Genomic DNA, 23,405 nt, shown 5'->3' with positions numbered 1-23,405 from the left:
ACAATCGACTTCTCATATGACCTCGGCAGCCCTATCCTGAGCCCCGGACGAAAGCGCTTTCGTTTCCATCCCAGCAACCGGAGGAAACGATGACCCTCGACTTGACCGCGACCAACCCGGCCGAGACCCTCGACTGGCTCGGAACCACCTACCGCACCGTGCTGAGCACCGCCGCCACGGCGGGCGCGCTGTCGATCACCGACAGCGTCTCGCCGCCGCGCTCGGGCCCGCCGCGCCACATCCACCACGATGCCGACGAGGCCTTCGTGGTGCTGACCGGCGACATCGAGTTCTGGTTCGAGGGCGCCCGCTTCACCCGCGGCCCCGGCGAGACCGCCTTCATCCCGCGCGGCAGCGAGCACACGTTCCGCGTGGTGAGCGACATCCCCTCGCGCCACCTCGTCGTGCTGACGCCGGGCGGGTTCGAGGGGTTCTTCGCCGAAATGGCGCGCGGTCGGTACCGCATCCCCGAGGACATGGAAACGGTGGCCCGGATCGCCGCCGCCCATCACCTCAGCTTCACCGGCCCGCCGCTCGGCGACGAGGCATGACCGCCCGGCCTCCGGCATTTCGCTTGCGCAAATCGCCGGAGGCTGGAACCCTGTCCCGAGGTCTGGGAGGAGTTCCACATGAGGCATCTGATCACCGGCGGCGCGACCCTCGCGCTGATCGCCGTCGCGGCCTGCAGCGGCATGGACAGCGACACGGGCACCAGTACCGGCGGCACGCCGATGGCCACCGGCGCCCCGGCCGAGCTCGCGCTCTTCGGCGACGGCTACCCGAACCCCGGCGACCGCTGCCGCCGCGCCGGGGAAAGCGCGCTGACGAACCAATATCTCGACGATGCCGCCGACCTCGTCGCCTGCCCGCCCGGCTCGGACGCCGGGCTCTTCGTCATCCCCATGGGGGCGACGCGGGTGGCGCAGGTCGAGGGCTGGACGCTCTACTCGGTGCCGCGCCGCTAGCCGCGGCGGGCGCGCAGCACCTCGGGCAGCGAGATCAGCAGCAGCGCCGCCGCGCAGAGCGTGAAGAGCCAGTGGCCGAGGCTGGCGAAGAGCAGCGCGCCGAGCACCCCTCCGGCCGCGAAGCTCGCCAGCGTCAGACTGTGCAGCCCGAGCTTCGGCAACGTGTCGCTGCGGGTGCCGATATTGCCGGCGAGCAGCGCCAGCCCGATGCCGATGTCGGTCGCCATGCCCGAGACATGCGTCGTGCGCACGCGCGAGCGCGAGATCATCGTGGTGACCGCGTTCTGCAGCCCCATGACGAAGCTCAGCACGATGACCATCAGCATCTGCGGCACGCCCGGCCAGAGCGCCAGCAGCAGCCCGAGCGCCAGCACGATCAGCCCCTCGCCGGCGATGGCCAGTGCGTAGATCGCGCGCAGCCCGCGGCGCTCGCCCAGCTGGATGCAGAGCCCCGCCGCCGCCGCGCCGCAGATGAAGGCCGCGACCAGACCTAGGAAGGACAACGCCACCAGCACCGTCCCGCCCGCGAGATGGTCGGCAAAGGCCGAGATGTTGCCGGTCATGTTGGCGGTGAAGGAGCCGGCGATCAGGAAGCCGACCGCGTTCAGCGCCCCCGAGATCGAGGACAGCAGGCCCGCAAGAAAGAGGTCGATCTTCCCCGTACGATCCTCGCCGACCCGGATCAGCATCGCGCCCCTCGTCCCTGCCCTCGACGGCCAAGCTTAGGATGCGCGGCGAGCCTGCGTAAAGGCTTGACGCGAAAGGCCCGGCGCAAAAACCGAAAGAGGGCGCGGCCCCGCGGCCTCGCCCCCTTTTCATCTTTCCAAAAAAACTCGTCTCCGCGTCGAGCCGGGCTCAGCCGTTGGCGAGCTTGGCCTCGCGGGCCGCGCGCAGCCGGGCGAAGTCGTCGCCGGCGTGGTAGCTCGATCGGGTCAGCGGCGTCGCCGAGACCATCAGGAAGCCCTTGCCGAAGGCCGCCTTCTCATAGGACGCGAACTCCTCGGGGGTGACGAAGCGGTCCACCCGGTGGTGCTTCGGCGTCGGCTGCAGGTACTGGCCGATGGTCAGGAAGTCGATGTCGGCGGCGCGCATGTCGTCCATCACCTGCCCGACCTGCTGGCGATCCTCGCCGAGGCCGACCATGATGCCGGACTTGGTGAAGATGTGCGGGTCCATCTCCTTCACCTGCTGCAGCAGGCGCAGCGAGTGGAAGTAGCGCGCACCGGGGCGCACCTCGGGATAGAGGCCGGGCACGGTCTCGAGGTTGTGGTTGAACACGTCCGGACGCGCGGCGACCACGGTCTCGAGCGCGCCGGGCTTGGCCTTGAGGAAGTCCGGCGTCAGGATCTCGATGGTGGTCTCGGGCGAGCGGTGACGGATCGCGCGGATGGTCTGGGCGAAATGCTCGGCGCCGCCGTCGTCGAGGTCGTCGCGGTCCACCGAGGTGACCACCACGTGCTTCAGCCCCAGCTTCTGCACCGAGTCGGCGACCCGGCCGGGCTCGAAGACGTCGAGGTTCTGCGGACGGCCGGTGGCGATGTTGCAGAAGGTGCAGCCGCGGGTGCAGATGTCGCCCATGATCATCATGGTGGCGTGGCCCTGGCTCCAGCACTCGCCCACGTTGGGGCAGCCGGCCTCTTCGCAGACGGTCACCAGCTTGTGCTCGCGCATGATGCGGCGGGTCTCGTTGTAGCCCGCGCCGCCCGGCGCCTTGACGCGAATCCAGTCCGGTTTCTTGGGCTGGGCATTGTCGGGACGATGCGCCTTCTCCGGATGGCGCTGCGCCGGGATCTTCAGGTCTCGCAAAGCGTTTCCCCCGCGATGTGGGTCAGGTTGCCCGCAAGATAGCCGCGTTCCGGCAGAGGTTCCAGCCCTGCACCCGGATCGGCGTCCCGCGGGGCGGCACGTTTCGGCGCCTCCCCTACGCCGATCCTCGGAAAAGCGCAATCGCCGGGCAGATGCGCCGCGATATGGACCCGCACCTGACGCGGCGGCCGGCTTCTGCTTGCACCTCGCCGCAGCCCCGCCTATCCCCGCGTCAGGGAGGAGGGCCCAGGACACAAGTTCCCGAAAGGACACCAGAATGAGAACCGGCGTCGCGCTTCCCAATGTCACCTTCCGCACCCGCGTCCGCGACGAGTCCCTCGGCGGCACCAACCCCTTCCGCTGGCAGGACATGACCACGGCGGATTACTTCAAGGGCAAGCGGGTGATCCTCTTCTCGCTGCCGGGCGCCTTCACCCCCACCTGCTCGACCTACCAGCTGCCGGGCTTCGAGAAGAACGCCGAGACCTTCCGCGCGAATGGCATCGACGAGATCTACTGCATGTCGGTCAACGACAGCTTCGTGATGAACCAGTGGGCGAAGTCGCAGGACCTCGAGGCGGTCAAGGTCATCCCCGACGGCTCGGGCGAATTCACCCGCAAGATCGGCATGCTGGTGAGCAAGGACAACCTCGGCTTCGGCATGCGCTCGTGGCGCTACGCGGCGATCATCGACGACGGCGTGGTCGAGGCATGGTTCGAGGAGCCGGGCCTGTCAGACAACCACGGCGAGGATCCCTACGGCGTGTCGAGCCCCGAGTCCCTGCTGGAATACCTCGCGAGCGAGAAGGCCGGCGCAGCCGCCTGAGCCCGGCTCAGGACTGACGCGCAAAGCGGGCCCATGCGGCCCGCTTTCTTGCAGCAAGTCATTCGCTGGATGGTGCTCGTGATCACCATGAAGGGCTCGAAGCGCGACGACCGTTTCGAGCCCGTTCCTCACGAAGGCATCGGCGCAACAATCAATTGCCGCGTCGCAAATATTTCCCTTATGCTGCAAACAGTTGCCCAGAGACATTGGGCGAGACCGGTACGGAGGTGACCAGTAACCTTCGTTGAATCAGTGAAGGCCTGTCTGCGGAAATACGTGGATCTTTCGGGCCGTGCATCCAGGGCCGAGTTCCGGATATTCATTCTTGGAACATTTCTGGCGACGATCGTCGCATCGATCATCAATGTCCTGATCTTCGGACCGGTGGTCGAGACCCGGCTTGTTGTCCGGACCGCGGCACAAGAGGCAACGCAGGGTCTGAAGATCATGAACAGCTACGGACCTGGCCCGTTTACCGCGCTGCTCGGCCTCAAGATCATTCTCCTTCTGGCTCGCGCGCCGTGGAGCCGCCGAACCCAACCGGTTTGGGCCCCGCCCGGCGGCGCCCAAGCCGTGAGACGCCCTTGATCAGGCGGCGCGCTCCGCGACACCGACCCTTTGAGCCGGCTCCCGAAGTCTTCCCCGGGAGCCGGCTGCAGATCGTGGTGTTGGGCCCTAAGGGGCCGCTTTCCAATGTGCCCATGAACTGCCGAACCGGGCCGGGTCCGGATGTTACCCCGCGATGCGAACGAGGTGGTTGTCCCAGGCGAGATCGCCGCGGCGCAGCGGCTTTGACGTGCCGCCCGCCACGAGGATGAGCCCGCCGAGACCGTCGCTCGCCATGTAGCCGCCCTCGTGCGTGGCAAGGCCGCAGACATCGGTGCGCGACACCGCCCCGAGAAACTCTCCCGTTTCCGAGAAACGGTGCATCCGCCCGCCCTTCGGCGAGGTGATCGCGATCTCGCGCCCCTCGCCGGCGAAGGCGACGCTGCCCGCGTAGCCCTGCATCACCAGCTCGTCGCCGAGCGGCGCCTCGCAGAGCACCGGCGCCGCGCCCCTCCGGTGCAGGCCCAGCAGCGGCGTCGCCGCCCCCTCCTCGCCCTGCCACTGCATGCAGAAGCCCACCAGCCCGTCGCCGCGCAGCGCGAGGTGGCGGATCGAGTTCTGGTGCAACTCGGGATCGAGCTCGACCATTTCCAGCAGCGTGCCGTCGAAGCCCACGTAGGCGAGGTTCGGCTGCATCGTGTCGATGTTGAGCTGGTTGCGGTCGAAGGCGTCGGTCTGGATGCCGCCGTTGGCGATGACGAGGCTCTGCCCGTCCGGCATCAGCCGCAGCTCGTGCGGGCCGAGCCCATGCGTGGGGAAGTCCGAGACCCGCGCGTAGCCCGCCGCCACGTCCCAGACGCCGACGCGCCCCTCGCTGCCCTCGGCCACCTGCTCGGAGGTGAAGAGCACCGTGCCGTCGGCGGAAAACGCGCCGTGGCCGTTGAAACTGTGCCCCTCGGGCGCGCTCAGCTCGTGCAGCACCTCGCCCGAGACGCAGTCGATGACCAGCGCGTAGGTGCCGGGACGGCGGGCGAAGCCCACCGCCTCGGCGCGGGTCGGGTGGGCGCAGGCGGCATGGCCGCGCGCCGGCAGCGGCACGCGGAAGGCCTCTTCGCCGCCCTCGCGCAGGCCGACGAGCACGAAGCTGCCGTCTTCCTTCTTCGCGGCGGCGAGGTAGGCGGGATCACCCACCGCGGCCCAGCCGGTCGCAGGCGCGGCGGAGACGGCCAGCAGGCTGGCGAGGAAATTGCGTCTGGTGGTCATGGTCTCAGTCCCCGTCGCCCGAGTTGAAGCCGGGCTGGATGCCGAGCCGCAGGCCGATCTCCTGCTCGAGCGCGTCGCTCAGCGCGCGCACCTGCTGCTGCAGGATCTCGATGTGCAGCCGTTCGCCCGGCTCCTCGACCTTCTGGAAGCCCGGATCCTCGACCCGCTCGGCCAGCTCGTAGAGCCGGTCGAGCGCCGCCTTGCTCTGCGGCAGGTCCCAGTCGGCCAGCGCCGCGGCCATGTCGTAGGCGCCCTTGGAATCCTGCAGCACGTTGCGCAGGCTGCGGCCCGAACGCCAGGTCTCGGCGCGGCTGGGGCGCGGCCGCTCGAAGGTGCCGAGCGGACGGCCGAGCCGCGTGTCGGCGGTGAACTCGAGCCCGGTCAGGATCTGTGTGTAGAGCGCGCGGATCGCCTCGTCCTCGCCCATGTAGGTGGCGTTGCCCTCCTCGCCGGCGGTGCGCAGCACGTTGGCGAACTGGCCCTCCCAGCCGGCGTCGAGCACCGCCGCCTGACGGGCAAGATCGCGGGTCATGGTCTGCACCAGCGTGCAGGCATAGCTGCCCTTCTCGTAGCCCGAGAAGGCGGGGTCGTAGAGCATGAACTCGAGCGGATAGAGCCCGCGCGCGGCGATCGAGACATCGGCATAGGCGATGGGATCGCGGCCGACCTCCTCCTCGCCGGCGATCATCCGGCCCAGCGTCTTGGGCGTGAAGCCGCGGCTGTCGGGCCAGAAGGCGACGGGCAGCGCGCCGGTCTCGGAGGGGCCGATATGGATGTCCGCCACGGCGTTCCACATGTCGAAGGCATGCATCCACGCGTCATGCAGCGAGTCCGCCGTGCAATCGGCCTGCGCCGCCCCGGCAAGCGTCTCGGTGGCCTGCGCGAAACCGGCGAAGCCGGGCAGGATATGCTCGCTGAGGGCCTCGGGCACGCCCGCCTGCAGCGGCACGGCTAGCGGTGCCGCCAGCAGCGCGGCGCAAAGGGTCAGGCTTTTCTTCATTCACAAACTCTCCAGATACCGGATCAGCGCCGCGCGGTCCGCCGGCACCATGGAAACCACCCGGTCGCGCTGCGTCTCCGCCTCGCCGCCGTGCCAGAGGATCGCCTCGAGCAGGCTGCGCGCGCGTCCGTCATGCAGGAAGGTGGTATGGCCGCTCACCCGCTGGGTGAGGCCGATACCCCAGAGCGGCGCGGTGCGCCATTCACGTCCTGTTGCGCGGCCGTCGGGGCGGTTGTCCGCCAGCCCCTCGCCCATGTCATGCAGCAGCATGTCCGAATAGGGCCAGATCAGCTGGAAGCTCTGCTCGGGCTGGGCATCGAGCCGGTGGGTGACGAATTTCGGGGTGTGGCAGGCGGGGCAGCCGGTCTCGTAGAAGACGCGCTTGCCGTCCAGCACCTGCGGATCGTCCACGTCGCGCCGCGCCGGCACGCCGAGGTTGCGGCTGTAGAAGGTGACGAGATCGAGCGCCGCCATGTCCGCCTCGAAGCCGCCGCGCTCGGGATCGTCGCCGCCGGGGGCGGTGCGGCAGGCCAGCTGCGCCGGGGTGCAGTCGCCCCAGACATCCGGGTGCAGCGGGGTCGAGATGCCGATGTCGCTGGCGAAGGCGGCCGAAGACTGTTCGCGGATCGTCGCCATGCCCGCCTTGTGCCCGAAGCGGCCGAGCATCGGCGCGCCCTGCTCGATCGACCAGACGATCGCCGGGCGGCCCGAGATGCCGTCGCCGTCGGCGTCCTCCGAGTCGGCAAGGGCAAGGATGTCCGCGGCGGGGATCGCCTCGAGCAGGCCGAGCCCGATCATCTGCGGCGCGACGCGCGGGCTCAGCATGGCGCCCTCGCCCAGCGGGCCGTAGGCAAGGTCGGCGGCGGCATAGCTCGGCACCCGCAGCGCGGCGCGCTCGCCGCCCGAAAGCGGCACCTCGATCTCGGCGTAGCTGACCTCGAACCGCGCCTCGGCGCCCTGCCCGACGGTGGCGAAATCCTGGATCTGGCTGCCGTAGACCGGGTCGGGCTCGGTGGCGATCCACTCGGCGATTTCGGGCATCTCGGCGCCGGGATGGGCGGGCACCGAGACCCGCAGGAAGATCGACACGGCCCCGTCGCTCGGCCCGGCGGGCGGATGGCCGCGCCCGTCCTTGAGGTGGCAGTTCTGGCAGCCGCGGGCGTTGTAGAGCGGGCCGAGCCCGTCCGAGGCGCGGGTCGACGAGGGCGACGAGACCCAGAGCTTGCGGAAGAGCCCGTTGCCCACCTTGAAATCGAGCTCGCGGTCGAACTCCATGTTGCCCGAGGGTTGCGAGAAGGCCTCGGCGTCGCGGCGCGGTCGCACTGTGGCGGCCCCGGCGGGCAGGTCCTCGAACTTCTCGGGGGCGGAGAAATCCCGCGTGAGCGCGGTCACGGCGGCAATGCGCAGGGCCTCGTCGCTGGTGCGGGCGATGGTGTGGAGGTGGGCGTCGGAGAGCTCGGGCAGGTATCCGCCCGCCGCCGTGCCCTCGGCAGCAAGGGAAGCGCCGCCCCAGAGGGCGGCGCAAAGCGCGAGGCTACTCGGCTTCGTCCATCGGCGACGCATTGAGAAGCGCATAGCGTTCTTTTCCGAGCTTTTCGTAGAGGTCGAGCTGTGTTTCGAGGAAGTCGATATGCCCTTCCTCGTCCATCAGCAACTCCTCGAACAGTTTCATCGTCACGTAGTCACCGGCGGAGTTGCAGTATTCCCGGGCTTCCTTGTAGAGCGCGCGGGCCTCTTCCTCGGCGGCGAGGTCGGCCTCGAGCGTCTCCTTGGGCGTCTGGCCGATGCGCAGCGGGTCGAGCTTCTGCAGGTTCGGATGCCCCCCGAGGAAGATGATCCGGGTGATCAGCTTGTCCGCGTGATGCATCTCCTCGATGCTTTCCTCGCGGCTCTTCTTGGCCATGTGGCCAAGCCCCCAGTCGTCCTGCAGCCGGTAGTGAAGCCAGTATTGGCTGACCGCGGTGAGTTCAGACCGGAGCGCCTTGTTGAGGTACTCGATGACTTTCGTGTCGCCCTTCATATCCGTCTTCCTGTGTGGGTCCGCGACGCCGGAGGCCGCGAAGTTGCATCGGGACCTCCAGATTGTCGTTACGTCGCATCGTTTGCAAGAAGAGTGGCATGCAACCGCCGCAATCGGCGGCCTTTCCGAGGGCGTGGTAGATCTTTCCCGGCGTGATGATCGTCTGCGCATCGGCCTGGCGCATCCAGTCGATCGCCGCGTGAATGTCGCGATCCGAGATACCCATGCAGTGGCAGACGATCATCGGGACGGCCCTTCTTACTGGAAGACCGAGGTCGGGTTGTCGAGGCTGTCGGAGCCCTCGAACTCGATCCCCTCGAGCGCCAGCGCGGTGACGATGCGCTCGATGGTGCGGGTCTGGTCGATGAGGCCGTTGACGCCGCCCATGATCAGCTCCTCGCCCTTCTCGTTGCCCGCCTCGAGCATCTGGTCATAGGCGAACCCGCCCTCGGCCGCGCTCTTGATCGCGCCGAGCGCGGTCATCGTGGCGTCGAGCTTGCCCTTCATCTCGGCATCGAGCTCGGGCGAGGTCTCGGCGACCAGATCGCTCAGCGACGGGCCCTCGACGACGCTGCCGTCAACCCGGGTGTAGCTGCCGAGGTAGACGTTCTGCACGCCCTTGCCGTCGTAGAAATGCGAGTTGTGGGTGTTGTCCGAGAAGCAGTCATGCTCTTCCTCGGGATCGTTCAGCATGAGGCCGAGACGCATCCGCTCGCCCGCCTGCTCGCCGTAGGAGAGCGAGCCCATGCCGGTCAGCATCGCGACGACGCCGGCATCGGCATTGGCGGTGACTTCCTCGCGCGCCGCGCCGCCCTCGGCCCAGTTCGCCGCCATTTCCTCGAGGTCCGAGACCAGCAGCTGCGTGGCCGCGGTCAGGTAGGCGCCGCGCCGGTCGCAGTTGCCGCCGGTGCAGGCGTCACCGGTGGCGTAATCGGTGTAGGGACGATCCCCCGCGCCCGCCTCGGTGCCGTTCAGGTCCTGGCCCCAGAGCAGGAACTCGATGGCGTGGTAGCCGCGCGCCACGTTGGTCTCGATGCCGTCGGCCTCGTTCAGCGTGTCGGCGATGAGCTCGGGCGTGATCTCGGAGGCGTCGACCTCCTGCCCCGCCAGCTCGAGCGTCGGGTTGGCGATCACGTTCGACTCCGCGAAGGGATTCTCGTCCGAGGCGCCGCCGTAGCTTTCGTCCACGTAGTCGATCAGCCCCTCGTCGAGCGGCCAGGCGTTCACCTTGCCTTCCCACTCGTCGACGATCGGGTTGCCGAAGCGGAAGACCTCGGTCTGCTGGTAGGGGTTGCGCGCGGCGAGCCAGGCTGCGCGCGCGGCGGACAGCGTCTCTTCCGAGGGGGTCGCGACCAGCGCGGCGACGGCCTCCTGCAGCGCCTTTGCGGTGCTGAGGCTGTCCTCGTACCCGGCCTGCGCCATGTCGGCATAGGTCTCGATCACCGCGGCCTTGTCGGTGGCGGCGAGCGCCGGGGCCGCGATGCAGAGCGCGAGCGCGGAAGTGGTCAGGAATTTCATCTAGGTCTGTCCCTCGTTGGCTTTCTTGTTGGTTTTTCGGCTGGCGAAGACGTCTTACTTGGTCAGGATCAGCTTGCCCGCCTTGGTGATGCGGAGCGTGTAGACCTGCCCGTCGAGCTCGATCTCGGCAAGGTTGCCGCTGTCGGTCAGCAGGCGCGCGTCATGGCGCGGGATTGCGGGTTGCGCTGCGTCGGCTTTGAACCGGTCGATCATCATCACTTCACTCCTCGTACGGAACGTGCCTGAACCCCTGCGCGGGTCATCTCGATGCGGTCGAGCAGCGCGTCGAGCGCGCCCTCCGCCGGCCAGAAGGCGCCAAGGATCATGTGAAGGACCTCGGCCCGCGATCCGCGCGCCGGGGTGGCGGCCGAATATCCGATCTCGTGCGTCACGCCGGCTCCCTCTCTCCAAGTGCCCCGTCTGTCGGCTCCCCCGGGCACGGGCACGAGGTGGCTTGCTTGCGGCCAAAACTGAGCAAATAGATCGGATTTGTCAATCCGACAATTTCGCTCGGACTTCACAACCTCCGCAGGAACACGTGACGCCCCGCGCTGTTCGCGTTGCGTTCGTCCCGAAGATGCGCAATCACTTGCGCAAAGGGGACAAAATGGCAGATTTCCGCTTCATCCACGCCTCGGACCTGCACCTGGGCCGGCGCTTCGCCGCGCTGCCCGAGGAGATCCGTCCGCATCTTGCAGAGGCGCGCCACGGCGCGATCCCCCGGCTTGCCGCCGCCGCCCGCGACGCCGGTGCCGGACATGTGCTGATCGCCGGGGATCTCTTCGACACGCCCACCCCCAGCCCGCGCGTGCTGGTGCAGGCGCTCAACGCCTTCGGCGCCGAGGAGGCGCTTACCTGGTGGGTGCTGCCCGGCAACCACGACAGCCTCGGCGCCGAGGCGCTCTGGGCCGAGGTCGCCGCCCGCGCGCCCGCCAACCTGCGCCTGCTCGACAGGGCCGAGCCGGTCGAGATGGCCCCCGGCGCCTGGCTGCTGCCCGCGCCGCTGCCGCGCAAGTTCCCCGGCTACGACCTCACCGCCTGGATGCCCGCCGCCGATACCCCCGAGGGCGCGCTGCGCATCGGCCTCGCCCATGGCGCGGTGCGCAGCTTCGACGAGGAGGATGCCCGGGTGGACGAGGTGATTCCGCCCGACCGCGCCGAGAGCGCGCGGCTCGACTACCTCGCGCTTGGCGACTGGCACGGGCAGATGGCGCTCGGGGCCCGCACCCGCTACTCGGGCACGCCCGAGCGCGACGGCTTCCGCCACGCCGGGCGCGGCGCCTGCCTTGCGGTGACCCTCACCGCCCCCGGCGCCGCACCGCAGATCGACAGCATCGAGACCGGGCTCTACCACTGGCAGGACGCCGCCCTGCCGCTGCTGCCCGGGCAGGACGCGGCGCAGGCGCTGCTCGAGGCCCTGCCCGAGGGCCGCGCCGCGCGCCGCGACCACCTGCTGCGCCTGCGCGCCGAGGGGCGCACCACGCTCGCCGGGCGCGCCGCGCTCGAGGCCGCCGCCCGCGAGGTCGCGCCCGATTTTGGCTATTTCGAGCTCGACACCGCCGCGCTCGGCACCGAGCACGAGCTTTCCGACCTCGACGCCATCGACCGCGCCGGGGCGCTGCGCCTCGCCGCCGAGCGGCTGGCCGCGGCGGCGGATGACACCGATGCCGCCGCCCGCGACCGCGCCGTAGCCTCGGCCGCGCTCAACCGCCTTTACGGGCTGCTGCAGGAGGGCGAGGCATGAGGCTCAGTTCCGTCACCCTCTCGGATGTCCGCCGTTTCGCCCGCCCGGTCACGGTGCAGGGCTTCGGCCCCGGGCTCAACGTGCTTGCCGCGCCCAACGAGGAGGGCAAGTCGACGCTCTTCGACGCGCTGCAGGCGCTTTTCTTCATCCCCCACCGCAGCCGCGCCAGGGAGATCGCCGCGCTGCGCCCGCACGCGGGTGGCGCGCCCACGGTCTCGGCCGAGATCGAGGACGCGGGCCGCCGCTACCGGCTGACCAAGCGCTGGCTCTCGCGCCCCATGGCCGAGGTGCACGAGGGCACGCGGCTCATCGCCAAGGGCGAGGCGGCGGAGGACTGGATCGCCGGCCTCACCCAGTCGCCCGAAGACGGCGGCCCGGCCGGGCTGCTGTGGGTGCGGCAGGGTCTGGTGGCGCTGGATCAGGGCGAGAAGCGCGAGCAGGACCACGCCCACAAGGCCCGGCGCGACCTTCTGTCCTCGGTGGCGGGAGAGGTCGAGGCGCTGACCGGCGGGCGTCGCATGGAGCGCGCGCTGGCGCAGACCGAGGCGGCGCTTGCCGATCTCGTCACCGCCTCGGGCAAGTCCCGCGCGGGCGGGCCGCTCAAGGCCGCCGAGGACGAGGTGGCCGAGCTTTCCGCGCGCCGCGAGACCCTCGCCGCCACCGCGCAGGCGCTGGAACAGGCCATCGCCGACCGTCGCCGGGTGCGGTCCGAGCTGTCGGAGCTGCAGGACCCCGAGGCGCAGGCGACCCGCGAGGCGCGCCTTGTCGAGGCCCGCGCCGCCGCCGAGGCCGCCCGCGCCAGCGCCGAGCGCCAGCGCCGCGCCGCCGAGCAGGTCGCCGCGCTCGAGGCGCGCCGCGACACCGCCAGCGAAAAGGCCGGGGCGCTGGCCCGCGCCCGCGCCGCCGCGACCGAGGCCGAGACCCGCCTTGCCGCGCTGCGCGAGGCCGAAGCCCGCGCCGGCGAGACCGCCGCGCAGGCCGGGGCGAAGCTGGCCGCCGCCGCCGCCGCCCGCGACGCCGCCCGCGAGGCGCAGCGCGCCGCGCAGAAGGACCAGTCCGCCGCGCAGGAGGGCGCGCAACAGGCGCGGGTGAAGGCCGAGCGCGAGGGGCTGGAGAAGCGCCTTGCCGAGGCCCGCGCGCTGGCCGTTTCCGAGCAGCAGGCGCTTGCCGCCGCCCGCACCGGCCCCGACGAGCCCGCCATGGAGCGCCTCGAGCACGCCGCCACCGAGCTGCGCGTGCAGGAGGAGCTGCACGCCCGCAGCGCGCCGCGGCTGCGGCTCGACTACCTGCCCGGCGCCGCCGAGCTGGCGCTGGCCGGCGTGCCGCTGCCGGATGGCCGCGACGTTCCGCTGAACGGGCCCGCGACGCTCGCCCTGCCCGGCATTGGCGCGCTGCATCTCGATCCCGGCGCCGCGGCGCAGGACGCGGCGCTGGACCGCGCCCGCGACGCCTTTGCCGCCTCGCTCGCCGCCACCGGCTGCGAGGGGCTCGACGCCGCGCGCGCTGCCGCCCGCGCCCGGCGCAAGGCCGAGGCCCGGCTGCAGGAGCTGCGCGCCGCGCTGCGCGGCGTCGCCCCCGAGGGGCTGCGCGCGCTGGAGGGCGAGATCGCCGCCCTGCCCGCCCCGCGCGAGCTGGCCGAGGCGCCCGACCCCGAGACCGCCGCCGAGGCGCTGCGCCGCGCCGAGGAGGCGCTCGCCGCTGCCGAGACCGTGCACGAGACCGCGCGCGGTCAGGACGAGCAGGCGCGGGTCGCCGGGATCCGCGCGCTCACCGCCCGCGAAGCGGCCGAAACCCCGCTCGCCGAGCTGCGCGAGGCGCTGCCCGCCGAGCCGGATGCCGCCGCGACCTGTCTCGCCGAGGCGCTCGCAGAGGCCGAGACCGCACTGGCAACGGCCCGCGCCGCGCTGCAGGCGCTCGAGGGCGAGGCGCCCGACCTTGCCAGCGCCGAGGCCACGCTCACCCGCGCGCAGGCGGTGCTCGACCAGACCGCAAAGCGCCAGCGCGAGCTTTCCGAACGCAAGGCCGCGCTCGACACCGAGATCAGCCTGCGCGCCGGCGAGGGCGTCGAGGAGGAGCTTGCCGCCACCGAGGAGGCGCTCACTCGCGCCCGCGAGCGCGCCGAGCGCTACGGCTTCGAGCGCGACACGCTCGCGCTGCTGAAGACGACGCTGGAGACTGCCCGGTCGGAGGCGCGCGAGCATTACTTCGAGCCCGTCACCCGCGAGCTTGGCCCGCTGCTGCGCCTGTTCTGGCCCGAGGCCGAGCTGGTCTTCGACGAGGACAGCGCCCTGCCGCGCGCCCTTGCCCGCAATGGCCGGGAAGAGCCGATGGACGTGCTTTCGGGCGGCACGCGCGAGCAGATCGCGCTGCTGGTGCGGCTGGCCTTCGCCCGGCTGCTGGCGCGCGGCGGGCGGCACGCGCCGGTGATCCTCGACGACGCGCTGGTCTATACCGACGACGCGCGGATCGAGCGCATGTTCGACGCGCTGCACCGGCAGGCAAGCGATCTGCAGATCCTCGTGCTCACCTGCCGCCAGCGCGCCTTCCGCGACCTTGGCGGGCAGATGCTGGGCTACGAGAGCGGCGAGCTGCCGGAAGAGGCGCGCTAGGCCGCGTTCAGGCGGCGGCGCGCTGCAGCGCCTCGCCGAGGAAGTCAAACCGGTCCTGCCCGTAGTAGCGCTTGCCGTGCAGCACGTAGGTGGGCGAGCCGAAGATGCCCTTCTCGATCGCCTCGGCGGTCACCGCGTCGGCCTCGTCGCGCAGCTCCTCGCGCTGCGCCAGCGCAAGAATGCGGGCGGCGGGCAGGTCGACCGACTCGAAGGCCTCCTGCAGGTCGCCCGGGTCGGCGAGGTTGCGGTGCTCGGCCCAGACCCCGCGCAGGCAGGCAAAGGTCACCTCGTCCTGGTCGAGCCCCAGCCGCCCGGCGGCGAGGATGCAGCGGCAGGCAAGCCGGGGATCGGTCGGCCAGCTCGGCGGCATGGCCGCCATCGGCAGGCCGCGGATGCGCGCCCAGCGGGCCTGGTCCTCGATCCGGTAGGTGCGGCGGGGGTCGGTGTGGTCATAGGGCGGCGTCACCCCGGCGGCCTCGTAGACCTTCGCGACCTCCATCGGCAGGAAGCGCACCTTGGCCCCGGCCCGCCGCGCCAGCCCCATCAACTCCTGGTGGCCGAGGTAGCCATAGCCCGACATCGGCGCGAAGAAGTAGTCGATCACGGGCGGCAGGGTCATGCGGGTCTCCGGTGCGGCGGATATGCGGGCGCGCCCGGCACGGGAACGCGGCAGACAAGACCGCGCACGGCCGGACCATGCGAACAATTGAGGGCAAATGCCGCGCGGAGGGTCAATGGCACAGCCGCATGACAGCTCGGCGTCGGTTATGTGACAACCCGGCGCCCCGCACACATGGCAGAAACCTGCCAGTTTCGGGTCATGAGAGCTTACATTCTTCGCAGTTTTGAAACGCTTTGGGACCGCTTAGAGGCGTCCTAGTCAGCGTCCCCGCAAGGCCGCGAGGCCAGCGCCGCGCGCAGCTCCCCGATCTGTTCGGCGACCTCGGCGCTGTGCTGCCCGGCGCGATCGGACCAGGCGCTGAACCGGTCGAGCAGCGGCAGGAAGAGCGCGATCTCCCCGGCGGTCCAGTCCTTGAGGAAGCTGCCCAGCACGAGGAACTTGTAGCTGCGCACCGCCGAGACGATCTCGGATCCCGCCGGGGTCAGCTCGAGCACGGTACGGCGCGCGTCCTGCTGGCTGACGGCGCGGCGCACGAGGCCCATGCGGATCACCTCGGCGGCCAGCCGGCTCGCGCGCGAAGGGTCGATGCGCAGACGCGCCGCGACGGTCGAGACCATGGTCTCGGTCTCCTCGCCGCAGGGCTGCGCGTCGTCGAACTCGCCCTCGGGCGCGCGCACCGCCAGCAGCACGTCGAGCTGTGCAAGGTCGATCGGCAGGCCGAGATCGGCCAGCGCCCGCTGCCCGAGCTCGCGCTTCATCACCCGGCGGCGCCATTTCTGCAGCGCCACGTCGATCTCGATCGCCGCCTGCGCCGAGGCGTCGTCGATCCCCGCCCGCCGCAGGTGGTCCCGGATTCTCGCGTCCTTGTCGGGCATGGTGCCGCGCTCCAAATTACATGCCGTTGACATGTATATGCCATAGGCACATATATGCGCCCAGCAATCCATTTTCGCAAGGCGCCCCCCGACTCGCCCCCGGCCAGTGCGGCGCGCCTGCATCGCGGTGCCGCCGCGCACGCCAGCCATCAAGGAGCCCCGCGCATGAGCGACCGTGCCGATCCCGTCGACCTCCGCGAGCCCGCCGCCCCCGCCGCGCCGCATGATCCGGCGGTGGTGCGCCTTGCGCTCTTCGCGGTCTCGGCGACGCTGCTCTTCGCCTCGCTGGGGCAGACCATCGTCTCGACCGCCATGCCGATCATGGTCGCCGACCTTGGCGGCATGGAGCACATCACCTGGGTGATCACCGCCTACCTGATGGCCTCGACCATCGGCGCGCCGATCGCCGGGAAGCTCTCGGACCTCTATGGCCGAAAGGCGGTGCTGCGCGTCGCCATCGGCGTCTTCCTCGCCGGCGCCGTGCTCTGCGGCTTTGCCACGAGCATGGGGATGATCATCGCCGGGCGCCTGATCCAGGGCGCGGGCGCCGGCGCGCTCATCGTCACCTCGATGGCGGTGGTGGGCGACCTGCTGCCGGCGCGCCAGCGCGGCCAGGCGCAGGGGATGATGGGCGCGGCCTTTGGCGTCTCGACCGTGGTCGGCCCGCTGCTCGGCGGCTTCATCGTGCAGCACTGGTCGTGGCACTGGATCTTCTTCGTCAACTTCCCCGTGGGCGCGCTGGCCTTCGTGGTGCTGGGCATGGCCCTGCCCTCGCGCGCCGACCGCAGCCGCAAGTCGGTGGACTACGCCGGCGCCGTGCTGCTGGCGACGATCCTCGCCTCGGCGGTGCTGATCTCGAACATGGGCGGCACCGTGCTGCCGTGGAGCCATCCCGGCGTGCTGGCGCTGGCCGCGCTCGGGCTCGCCGCGCTCGTCGGCTTCGTGCTGGTCGAGCGCCGCGCCCCCGAGCCGATCCTGCCGCTCTCGCTGTTTCGCAACAACGCCTTCCTGACGGTCAATTCCATGGGCTTCCTGATCGGCATGGCGATGTTCGGCACCATCGCCTTCCTGCCGCTCTTCCTGCAGGTGGCCAAGGGCATCTCGCCGACCCAGTCGGGGCTCTTCCTCGTGCCGATGATGGGCGGGCTGCTGGGCGGCTCGATCGGCGCCGGGCGGATCATGTCGAAGCGCGGCACCTACAAGGTGATGCCGATCCTCTCGACCGCGCTGCTGTGCCTGTCGATGCTGGCGCTCACCCGGCTCTCCGGCGACACGCCGCTCTGGCTCCTTGCGCTCAACATGGTGGGCGTGGGGCTGGGTCTCGGGCCGGTGTTCAGCGTCGGCGTGACCGCGATCCAGAACTCGGTGCCGCGCAGCATGATCGGCGTCGGCACCGCCAGCGCCAACATGTTCCGCCTGATCGGCGGCTCGATCGGCACGGCGGGCTTCGGCGCGATCTTCGGGCTCGGCCTCGCGCGCAACCTCGCCGGGCACCTGCCCGAGGGCATGGGCGGCGGCATCCGCAGCATGAGCGCCGAGATGATCCACGCCCTGCCCGCTGAGCAGCAGCAGGCGATCATCGAGGGGTTCAGCGCCGCGCTGCACCCGGTGTTCCTCATCGCCGCGGCGGGCGCCGCGCTGGCCTGTGCCATCGGCTTCCTGCTGCACGAGCGCCCGCTCGAGGACTGACCCCGCGCGGCGGGGAGCGATCTCAGGAGGCGATGCCCCGGGCGCGGTCCTCGGCAAGCCCCTCCGGCCGGGCGTCCTGCTGGCCGGTGCTCTCGAGCCGCGAGCGCAGGTAATCCACCGCGCGCACCGGCGGGTAGACCGGCGTGCCGGTCCCCGGAAGCGCGGCGATCAGGCTCTCGGGGTTGGGGTCGAGGAAGAAGGCCACCGAATGGCGGGTGCGCAGCGGCGGCAGCACCCGGTGCGTGGTCGAGACGTAGATGTCGTTGGTCCAGCGCATCAGGCAATCGCCGATATTGACGATGAGCGCGCCCGGAAGCTGCGGCACGTCCATCCAGTGCCCGCCGCGCGGCATCACCTGCAGCCCCGGCTCGCCATCCGTCGCCAGCAGCGTCAGCGCACCGTAGTCGGTGTGGGCCGAGGCGCCGCGCTCGTCCGCCGCGCCGGTGCCCGGCGGGTAGTGCAGCAGGCGCAGCGTCGCCATGGGCTCGGTGAAATGCGTCTCGAAGAAGCCCGGCGCGACGCCGAGGTCCATCGCCACCGCCTCGTGCAGCTTCACCCCGAGCGCCAGCATCTCGGCGTAATAGGCCAGCATCGACTCGCGGAAATCCGGCACGTCGGGCCAGAGGTTGGGGCCGCGGAACGGCTCGCGCGCCACCACGCGCGGATCGTTGGCCGCCATCTCGAGGCCGACGTTGAACGCCTCCTTGCGGTCCGGGTGGTGCGCGCCGTCCTGCTGTTCCGAGCCGAGCCGGGCCCAGCCGCGGTTTCGGGGGTTGCCGCTGATCGAGAGCGGCGCCTTGCGCGCCTCGGGCAGCGCGAAGAAGGTCTCGGACGCGGCGAAGACCCGCGCCAGCAGCGGCTCCGGCACCGGGTGATTGGTCAGCAGGAAGAACCCGTCCTCGCGGCAGGCCTGTCCGAGCGCGAAGGCAAAGCCCTCGGGGTCGTCTGCAAGATCTTCGAAATCGAGCACGGGGATCATCGCCGCTCTCCTTCCGTGGGCCGGGTCCCGCGGGCAGCGGCAAGGCGCGGCACCGGCAGGTTCGGGCAATTCTCCACCTTCCGAAGGGGTTCGCAAGCGGTTTGAAATATGGCTTTGGGCGAATTTGTGCCAGTCGCCGCGGCGGGCGCGGCAAAGGCTTGCGCGTGACGCGACGGGATCGTCCGGCGACCGGACGCCCCGGCTCAGCCGCGCGGGCGGCGGAAGAGTTGGGCCAGCACCCCGTTCGGTGCCGGCAGGAAGCAGCAGGACAGCACGAAACGCAGCGGATCGATGACCATCATGGCAGGTGTCCCCGGGTTGCAGACCGGGGCGTCCCCTGGCCCCGGCGCCCGCAGGATGACGCAGGGGCATCACGGATTCGTGACGCGGCCATGACGATGCGGTGACGCCTGCAAGGTGCTGATCCAAAAGCCTTAGAAGGCTTTTTCAACCTCCTTCGAAGGACGTTGTCAGCGCGCCCTGATCAGCACCGCGCGGAAGTCGTTGACGTTGGTCCCGGTCGGCCCCGGCGCGAAGAGATCGCCGATCATGTCGAACGCGCCCCAGGCGTCGTTGCGCGAGAGCGCGGCCATCGCGTCGCCCCCCGCCGCCCTGAGCCGCGCCGCGCTGCTGCCGTCGGCGAAGGCCCCGGCATTGTCCTCGGTGCCGTCGATGCCGTCGGTGTCGGCGGCCAGCGCGTTGACCCCCTCGACCCCGTCGATGGCATGGGCGAAGGCCAGCAGGAACTCGGTGTTGCGCCCGCCGCGCCCGCCCTTGCCGCGCAGCGTCACCGTCGTCTCGCCGCCCGAGAGCATGACCACCGGCGCGGCGAAGGGCCGGTCGCGGCTCGCCACCTCGCGCGCCATGGCCGCATGCACCCGGCCGACGTCGCGCGCCTCGCCCTCCATGGCGTCCGAGAGGATCACTGCGGGGATGCCCTCGGCCCCCGCCCTTGCCGCCGCCGCCTCGAGCGAGAGCCGCGCCGAGGCGATCACCCGCACCTCGTTGCGCGCAAAGACCGGATCGTCCGGCCTCGGCGCAGCGGAGGCGTCGCTGCGGATATGGGCAAGGATGGTCTCCGGCAGCGCGATGTTCCACGCCTCGATCATTGCCAGCGCCGCGGCGGCATCCACCACGTCGGGCACGGTCGGTCCCGAGGCCACCTGCGCCGGGTCGTCCCCCGGCACGTCCGAGACGATGAGGCTGACCACCTTGGCCGGGAAACAGACCGCCGCCAGCCGCCCGCCCTTGATCCGGCTCGCATGCTTGCGGATGGCGTTCATCACCCCGATCGGTGCGCCCGAGGCCAGCAGCGCCTCGTTCAGCGCCTGCTCGTCGGCGAGCGTCAGCCCTTCGGGCGGTGCGGGCAGCAACGCCGAGCCGCCGCCGCAGACCAGCGCCACGACGAGGTCCTTCTCGGTCAGCCCCTCGACCGCGGCAAAGAGCGCCGCGCTCGCCTCGAGCCCCGCCGCGTCGGGCACCGGGTGCGCCGCCTCCATGACGCGGAGCCGGTCGCAGGGTGCCGCGTAGCCATAGCGGGTCACCACCACCCCCTCGATCGGCCCGTCCCAGAGCGTCTCGAAGGCGCGCGCCAGCTGCGCCGCGCCCTTGCCGAGGCCGATCACCACGGTGCGGCCTTCGGGCCTTTCGGGAAGCGCCGCGCGCAGCGCCTGCTCGGGGTCGGCGGCGGCCACGGCGGCCTCGAAAAGCCCGGTCAGGAAGGTCTTCGGATCTGTCATTCGGGGCTTCTCCTCCGCGCCGCCTCGTCCTCGCTCCAGGCCCGGATCTCGATGCTCCGCGCCTCGGCAGACCCGTTCTCGCGCAGATCGACCCCGATCTCCAGCCCCGCGATCCTGCCGTCCGAGGCGGTGACATGCGCCTGCACCGCGGCCAGCACCGCCTGCAGCGCCGCGGCCTGCGGCTCGGCGGACGAGAGGCGATGCGCCATGTCGCGCAGCGCCCGCGGCGAGAGCGGCAGCAGCCCCGAGGCCGTCCGTCCTCCTGGCGCCGAGAGTTCGATCAGGTAGCCGAAGGTGGGATCGGCGCTCAGCCGCAGGCGCAGCGGCGGTGCCTCTCCTGCCGCCTCGCGCAGCGCAAGGCCCAGCACCGCCCCCGCCGCCGCGCCGCGGCTCTTCTCGGGCGCGTCCGTACCCGGGCGCGGCATCAGCAGCGGCGCGCCGACCGGCACCAGCGAGCCGATCTCGATCGTGGCCCGGAGCGCCGCGAGCGCGGGCTTGAGCCCGGCCAGCGGGATCACCCCGGCCTTCAGCAGCGCCTGCGAGCGCAGCTCGGTCATCTCGGCCCGGTTCGGCGCCAGCAGCGCCAGCGGCATGCCCACCTGTTCGCGCGCCTGCGCCGCCGCCTCGGCGGCCCGGTCCCAACCTGCCTCGCCGGCATTGCGGATCACCGCAAGCGAGAGCACCGCCTCGCCGGCCATCATCTCGGCCAGCACCTGCGCCAGATGCTCCACGTCGCCGTCGAGCAGCCCGGTGGCGTCGAGCGGATTTCCCGGCGCCCGCCCCTCGGGCAGCGCGCGGCGCAGCGCGTCCTGCTGCGCGGGGCTGAGAGGCGCGAAGCGCAGGCCCTGCGTGCGCGCGACCTCGGCGGCGCGCGCCGCCATGCCCGGCGCGAAGGCCAGCGCCGCGAGCGCATTCGCGGGCAGCGGGCCGACCACGTGCAGGATCCAAAGCGCCTCGACCAGCGCGGCGGGCTCCGCCACATGGGCCATGCCGGCCCGGCGCAGGAGCGCCGCGGGCCCGGGCCGCAGCCGCTGGCTCAGGTAGATCACCGCCTTGCCATGCAGCTGCGCCATGCGGCCAAGCTCGAGGATCTGCGCGGGCGCCGCGAGCCTGTCGGCCTGCACCGCAAGCGCCGTCACCCGCTCGTCCGCAAGCATCTGCGCGGCGAGCGGCAAGAGCCCCGGCCCCGCCGGATCGCCCAAAGGCAGGGCACAGGAGACCGGCAGCCCGTGGCGCAGCGACAGCAGCCGCGGCAGCCGTGCCGGATCGGCGAGCAGGAGCGCCACGCCCCGCGTCACCGGCGCGGTCCGCGCCACGCCCGGCCAGAACGGCAGGCGCGAGACCGCGGAGAGCAGCCCCCCGGCGAAGACCGGCAGCGGCGCCGGGCCCATCGCCGCGAGCGCCGCGGCGTCGAGATGCGGGCAGACGGCGGCGCCCGCCCCGAGCTCGGCCAGCCGCTGCAGCGCCTCGCGCAGCGGTGCCCCGCGCAGCGCCACGTAGGCGAGGTCGGGCGCGCCGGGAAGCTCGGCGATCGACCGCACCGAGGTGACCCCCGCGACCGCCCCGCCCTCTGCCGCCACCGGCCGGATCGCCCAGGGATAGCCCATGGCGCGCAGCGCCGAGACCGCCGAGGCCAGCTCGTCGACGGGGCCGATCAGCGCGATGGAGCGCGGAGAAAGGCTTCGGGAAAGCGCTGAGGACATGACACGGACACCAGTTTCTACAGGTCCAGTGTCACCCGATCTTCACACGAATTGCGAGAATATTCCGCCGCTTGGTAGAATCTGGCGGACGGAGCGCACCGGTTTGCCACAGGGGTGTCACACTGCGCGCGGGATGGGCGGTATCGCGCAATTCCGCAGCGCTCGGCAGAGATTTCAGGGGCGCTGCATACGCCCGAGATCGTAGCCGTACCACGCGAGGATCTCGCGCGCGGCGGTACGCCGCTCGCCCGGTGCGCCGCGGCGGTCCATGATCCAGACCCGCCCGCCGCCCGGCTCGCCCATCGCGGCGGTGCGGTTGTCGGCGTCGATCCAGTGCACCCAGACCGTCTCGGCGCCGACCCGCAGGCGGCCCGGCATCTCCTCGCGCAGCGGCAGGGCCACGCCATCCACCCGCATCTCGGAGCTGCCGATCTCGATCTTCGCGCCCGGCGTCATGCCCGCGCCCTCGACCACGATCCAGCCGCCCTGCAAGCGCGCGAGCCCGGCATCGGCCTGCGAGCCCACCGGCGCGGTGGGGTTGCGCAGCGGGATCTCGACCGGCGGCGGCGGCGCCTTTTCGGCGCATCCGGCAAGCCCCGCAAGGGCCACGAGCGCGATCTGCGCTCCGCTACGAAGACGCCGTGTGAGGCTGGACATGCCGGTACTCTCCCGAAACCACCACCGCAGCCTGTCGCAGCCGCGCGCCGGGCGCAAGCGCCCGCGCCGCGCGTCGGCGAAGGTCAGCCCCGGAAGCCGGTCGCGACGACGAATTTCTCCGAGGAATCCGAGCGGCTGGCCGGGGGCTTGACGTTGGCCACCTTGTCGAAGCGCTGCTTGAGAAGCTGCTGCAGCGAGCCCTCTGCCCCGCCCGCGAGCACCTTGGCGACGAAAGTGCCGCCCACCTCGAGCACGTCGAAGGCGAGGTAGGCCGCCGCCTCGCAGAGCGCGATGATGCGGATGTGGTCGGTCTGCTTGTGCCCCGAGGAGGCCGCCGCCATATCGGACATGACCACGTCGGCCTTGCCGCCGAGCCATTCCTTCACCTTGTCGTCCGCCCCGTCCTCGAGGAAGTCGAGTTGGTGGATGTCGGCGCCGGCAATCGGCGCCACCTCCTGCAGGTCGACGCCAAGAACGGTGCCGATCGCCTTGCCCTTCTTCTCGCCGAGCGCGTTGACCCGCGGCACAGCCACCTGGCACCAGCCGCCGGGCGCGCAGCCAAGATCGACCACCCGCGCGCCGGGCACGAGGAAGCGGAACTTCTCGTCGAGCTCGAGGATCTTGAAGGCGGCGCGGCCGCGGTAGCCTTCGGCCTGGGCGCGCTTCACGTAGGGGTCGTTGAGCTGGCGCTGCAGCCAGCGGGTCGAGCTGAGCTTGCGCCCGCGCGCCGACTTGACCGTGACCTTGAGGTCGCGCTGGCCACGTCCCGAAGTGTTCTTGCCGTCAGGTTTCTTCGCCATGGTCCCGCTCTTCTTCCAGCCGCTGAGGTCTACAGGTTTCTTCC

24 protein-coding genes are annotated in these 23,405 nt (G+C 71.2%); 7 read left to right on the top strand and 17 right to left on the bottom strand.

Annotated elements, in window-relative coordinates; genetic code table 11:
* Positions 1-89: 89 nt before the first annotated feature.
* Both PVT71_RS11750 and PVT71_RS11745 read left to right on the top strand, forming a co-directional pair.
* A complete protein-coding gene (locus PVT71_RS11750; protein WP_353471972.1) occupies positions 90-551 on the top strand; it encodes a cupin domain-containing protein in 462 nt (153 codons plus the stop codon).
* 78 nt (positions 552-629) lie between these two features.
* Entirely contained in the window at positions 630-965 is a 336-nt protein-coding gene (locus PVT71_RS11745; protein ID WP_353471971.1) for a hypothetical protein, read from the top strand.
* Here the strand turns inward: PVT71_RS11745 and PVT71_RS11740 are convergent.
* Both PVT71_RS11740 and lipA read right to left on the bottom strand, forming a co-directional pair.
* Complete coding sequence (locus tag PVT71_RS11740; RefSeq protein WP_353471970.1) at positions 962-1,654, bottom strand: YoaK family protein; 693 nt, start codon at positions 1,652-1,654, stop codon at positions 962-964. The two genes, PVT71_RS11745 and PVT71_RS11740, sit on opposite strands and share 4 nt — an antisense overlap.
* Positions 1,655-1,820: 166 nt before the next feature.
* Positions 1,821-2,771: a lipoyl synthase gene (lipA, locus tag PVT71_RS11735; RefSeq protein WP_353471969.1), complete on the bottom strand. Its 951-nt coding sequence runs from the start codon at positions 2,769-2,771 to the stop codon at positions 1,821-1,823.
* 277 nt (positions 2,772-3,048) lie between these two features.
* Here lipA and PVT71_RS11730 point away from each other — a divergent pair, with 277 nt between their 5' ends.
* Together PVT71_RS11730 and PVT71_RS11725 are read left to right on the top strand one after the other, a co-directional pair.
* Positions 3,049-3,597, top strand: coding sequence for a peroxiredoxin (locus PVT71_RS11730; protein ID WP_353471968.1), 549 nt, complete (start codon positions 3,049-3,051; stop codon positions 3,595-3,597).
* 276 nt (positions 3,598-3,873) lie between these two features.
* A complete protein-coding gene (locus tag PVT71_RS11725; protein WP_353471967.1) occupies positions 3,874-4,185 on the top strand; it encodes a hypothetical protein in 312 nt (103 codons plus the stop codon).
* A gap of 144 nt (positions 4,186-4,329) precedes the next feature.
* On the opposite strand, the gene PVT71_RS11720 is transcribed toward PVT71_RS11725, so the two are convergent.
* Genes PVT71_RS11720 through PVT71_RS11685 form a run of 8 tightly spaced genes read right to left on the bottom strand, consistent with a single transcriptional unit; the run spans position 4,330 to position 10,336 of the window.
* Positions 4,330-5,406: a DUF1513 domain-containing protein gene (locus PVT71_RS11720; protein ID WP_353471966.1), complete on the bottom strand. Its 1,077-nt coding sequence runs from the start codon at positions 5,404-5,406 to the stop codon at positions 4,330-4,332.
* A 4-nt stretch (positions 5,407-5,410) separates the two neighbouring features.
* On the bottom strand, positions 5,411-6,406 hold the full coding sequence (locus tag PVT71_RS11715; RefSeq protein ID WP_353471965.1) for an imelysin family protein: 996 nt from the start codon (positions 6,404-6,406) through the stop codon (positions 5,411-5,413).
* A complete protein-coding gene (locus PVT71_RS11710) occupies positions 6,407-7,969 on the bottom strand; it encodes a di-heme oxidoredictase family protein (RefSeq protein WP_353471964.1) in 1,563 nt (520 codons plus the stop codon).
* Entirely contained in the window at positions 7,941-8,426 is a 486-nt protein-coding gene (gene bfr / locus PVT71_RS11705) for a bacterioferritin (RefSeq protein WP_353471963.1), read from the bottom strand. Before bfr ends, PVT71_RS11710 begins: the two co-directional genes overlap by 29 nt.
* Positions 8,374-8,670: a (2Fe-2S)-binding protein gene (locus PVT71_RS11700; protein ID WP_353471962.1), complete on the bottom strand. Its 297-nt coding sequence runs from the start codon at positions 8,668-8,670 to the stop codon at positions 8,374-8,376. The genes bfr and PVT71_RS11700 overlap by 53 nt, the downstream gene beginning before the upstream one ends.
* A gap of 14 nt (positions 8,671-8,684) precedes the next feature.
* Entirely contained in the window at positions 8,685-9,944 is a 1,260-nt protein-coding gene (locus tag PVT71_RS11695; protein ID WP_353471960.1) for an imelysin family protein, read from the bottom strand.
* Positions 9,945-9,998: 54 nt separating this feature from the next.
* Positions 9,999-10,160, bottom strand: a complete 162-nt coding sequence (locus PVT71_RS11690; RefSeq protein WP_095883912.1) for a hemin uptake protein HemP — start codon at positions 10,158-10,160, stop codon at positions 9,999-10,001.
* The gene (locus PVT71_RS11685) at positions 10,160-10,336 is read right to left on the bottom strand and encodes a hypothetical protein (RefSeq protein ID WP_353471958.1); all 177 of its coding nucleotides are present in this window, start codon (positions 10,334-10,336) and stop codon (positions 10,160-10,162) included. The genes PVT71_RS11690 and PVT71_RS11685 overlap by 1 nt, the downstream gene beginning before the upstream one ends.
* A gap of 215 nt (positions 10,337-10,551) precedes the next feature.
* On the opposite strand from PVT71_RS11685, the gene PVT71_RS11680 reads away from it, so the two are divergent.
* Together PVT71_RS11680 and PVT71_RS11675 are read left to right on the top strand one after the other, a co-directional pair.
* Positions 10,552-11,688, top strand: a complete 1,137-nt coding sequence (locus PVT71_RS11680) for a metallophosphoesterase (protein ID WP_353471957.1) — start codon at positions 10,552-10,554, stop codon at positions 11,686-11,688.
* The gene (locus PVT71_RS11675) at positions 11,685-14,297 is read left to right on the top strand and encodes a chromosome segregation protein SMC (RefSeq protein ID WP_353471956.1); all 2,613 of its coding nucleotides are present in this window, start codon (positions 11,685-11,687) and stop codon (positions 14,295-14,297) included. Before PVT71_RS11680 ends, PVT71_RS11675 begins: the two co-directional genes overlap by 4 nt.
* A 7-nt stretch (positions 14,298-14,304) precedes the next feature.
* Here PVT71_RS11675 and PVT71_RS11670 read toward each other — a convergent pair whose 3' ends face one another.
* Together PVT71_RS11670 and PVT71_RS11665 are read right to left on the bottom strand one after the other, a co-directional pair.
* On the bottom strand, positions 14,305-14,916 hold the full coding sequence (locus tag PVT71_RS11670) for a 2-hydroxychromene-2-carboxylate isomerase (RefSeq protein WP_353471955.1): 612 nt from the start codon (positions 14,914-14,916) through the stop codon (positions 14,305-14,307).
* A gap of 257 nt (positions 14,917-15,173) precedes the next feature.
* On the bottom strand, positions 15,174-15,794 hold the full coding sequence (locus PVT71_RS11665; protein WP_353471954.1) for a MarR family winged helix-turn-helix transcriptional regulator: 621 nt from the start codon (positions 15,792-15,794) through the stop codon (positions 15,174-15,176).
* Between the two features lie 165 nt (positions 15,795-15,959).
* On the opposite strand from PVT71_RS11665, the gene PVT71_RS11660 reads away from it, so the two are divergent.
* Positions 15,960-17,483 (top strand): MDR family MFS transporter, encoded by a 1,524-nt coding sequence (locus PVT71_RS11660; RefSeq protein WP_353471953.1) that lies wholly within the window; start codon positions 15,960-15,962, stop codon positions 17,481-17,483.
* A gap of 22 nt (positions 17,484-17,505) precedes the next feature.
* Here PVT71_RS11660 and PVT71_RS11655 read toward each other — a convergent pair whose 3' ends face one another.
* The 5 genes from PVT71_RS11655 to PVT71_RS11635 form a co-directional block, all read right to left on the bottom strand.
* Positions 17,506-18,462, bottom strand: coding sequence for a 2-oxoglutarate and iron-dependent oxygenase domain-containing protein (locus PVT71_RS11655; protein ID WP_353471952.1), 957 nt, complete (start codon positions 18,460-18,462; stop codon positions 17,506-17,508).
* Positions 18,463-18,932: 470 nt separating this feature from the next.
* Entirely contained in the window at positions 18,933-20,201 is a 1,269-nt protein-coding gene (locus PVT71_RS11650) for a glycerate kinase (RefSeq protein ID WP_353471951.1), read from the bottom strand.
* Positions 20,198-21,904, bottom strand: coding sequence for a hypothetical protein (locus PVT71_RS11645; RefSeq protein WP_353471950.1), 1,707 nt, complete (start codon positions 21,902-21,904; stop codon positions 20,198-20,200). The genes PVT71_RS11650 and PVT71_RS11645 overlap by 4 nt, the downstream gene beginning before the upstream one ends.
* Before the next feature lie 174 nt (positions 21,905-22,078).
* Positions 22,079-22,561: a lipocalin gene (locus PVT71_RS11640; protein ID WP_353471949.1), complete on the bottom strand. Its 483-nt coding sequence runs from the start codon at positions 22,559-22,561 to the stop codon at positions 22,079-22,081.
* A gap of 83 nt (positions 22,562-22,644) precedes the next feature.
* Positions 22,645-23,361: an RlmE family RNA methyltransferase gene (locus PVT71_RS11635; protein ID WP_353471948.1), complete on the bottom strand. Its 717-nt coding sequence runs from the start codon at positions 23,359-23,361 to the stop codon at positions 22,645-22,647.
* Positions 23,362-23,405 lie beyond the last annotated feature (44 nt).

This window comes from Salipiger sp. H15, from assembly GCF_040409955.1.
GTDB lineage: Bacteria > Pseudomonadota > Alphaproteobacteria > Rhodobacterales > Rhodobacteraceae > Salipiger.
Note: the sequence above shows the minus strand (reverse complement) of the source record. Positions and strands in the feature narration are given on the sequence as shown.

Excerpts from the sequence above, each read along its gene's own strand:
- PVT71_RS11715 (WP_353471965.1), bottom strand. The coding sequence starts at position 6,406 with ATGAAGAAAAGCCTGACCCTTTGCGCCGCGCTGCTGGCGGCACCGCTA.
- PVT71_RS11670 (WP_353471955.1), bottom strand. The coding sequence starts at position 14,916 with ATGACCCTGCCGCCCGTGATCGACTACTTCTTCGCGCCGATGTCGGGC.
- PVT71_RS11680 (WP_353471957.1), top strand. The coding sequence starts at position 10,552 with ATGGCAGATTTCCGCTTCATCCACGCCTCGGACCTGCACCTGGGCCGG.
- PVT71_RS11690 (WP_095883912.1), bottom strand. The coding sequence starts at position 10,160 with ATGATGATCGACCGGTTCAAAGCCGACGCAGCGCAACCCGCAATCCCG.
- PVT71_RS11730 (WP_353471968.1), top strand. The coding sequence starts at position 3,049 with ATGAGAACCGGCGTCGCGCTTCCCAATGTCACCTTCCGCACCCGCGTC.
- PVT71_RS11645 (WP_353471950.1), bottom strand. The coding sequence starts at position 21,904 with ATGTCCTCAGCGCTTTCCCGAAGCCTTTCTCCGCGCTCCATCGCGCTG.
- PVT71_RS11700 (WP_353471962.1), bottom strand. The coding sequence starts at position 8,670 with ATGATCGTCTGCCACTGCATGGGTATCTCGGATCGCGACATTCACGCG.
- PVT71_RS11635 (WP_353471948.1), bottom strand. The coding sequence starts at position 23,361 with ATGGCGAAGAAACCTGACGGCAAGAACACTTCGGGACGTGGCCAGCGC.
- PVT71_RS11665 (WP_353471954.1), bottom strand. The coding sequence starts at position 15,794 with ATGCCCGACAAGGACGCGAGAATCCGGGACCACCTGCGGCGGGCGGGG.
- PVT71_RS11655 (WP_353471952.1), bottom strand. The coding sequence starts at position 18,462 with ATGATCCCCGTGCTCGATTTCGAAGATCTTGCAGACGACCCCGAGGGC.
- PVT71_RS11750 (WP_353471972.1), top strand. The coding sequence starts at position 90 with ATGACCCTCGACTTGACCGCGACCAACCCGGCCGAGACCCTCGACTGG.
- PVT71_RS11675 (WP_353471956.1), top strand. The coding sequence starts at position 11,685 with ATGAGGCTCAGTTCCGTCACCCTCTCGGATGTCCGCCGTTTCGCCCGC.
- PVT71_RS11660 (WP_353471953.1), top strand. The coding sequence starts at position 15,960 with ATGAGCGACCGTGCCGATCCCGTCGACCTCCGCGAGCCCGCCGCCCCC.
- PVT71_RS11720 (WP_353471966.1), bottom strand. The coding sequence starts at position 5,406 with ATGACCACCAGACGCAATTTCCTCGCCAGCCTGCTGGCCGTCTCCGCC.
- PVT71_RS11650 (WP_353471951.1), bottom strand. The coding sequence starts at position 20,201 with ATGACAGATCCGAAGACCTTCCTGACCGGGCTTTTCGAGGCCGCCGTG.
- bfr (WP_353471963.1), bottom strand. The coding sequence starts at position 8,426 with ATGAAGGGCGACACGAAAGTCATCGAGTACCTCAACAAGGCGCTCCGG.
- PVT71_RS11745 (WP_353471971.1), top strand. The coding sequence starts at position 630 with ATGAGGCATCTGATCACCGGCGGCGCGACCCTCGCGCTGATCGCCGTC.
- PVT71_RS11695 (WP_353471960.1), bottom strand. The coding sequence starts at position 9,944 with ATGAAATTCCTGACCACTTCCGCGCTCGCGCTCTGCATCGCGGCCCCG.
- PVT71_RS11710 (WP_353471964.1), bottom strand. The coding sequence starts at position 7,969 with ATGCGTCGCCGATGGACGAAGCCGAGTAGCCTCGCGCTTTGCGCCGCC.
- PVT71_RS11740 (WP_353471970.1), bottom strand. The coding sequence starts at position 1,654 with ATGCTGATCCGGGTCGGCGAGGATCGTACGGGGAAGATCGACCTCTTT.
- PVT71_RS11640 (WP_353471949.1), bottom strand. The coding sequence starts at position 22,561 with ATGTCCAGCCTCACACGGCGTCTTCGTAGCGGAGCGCAGATCGCGCTC.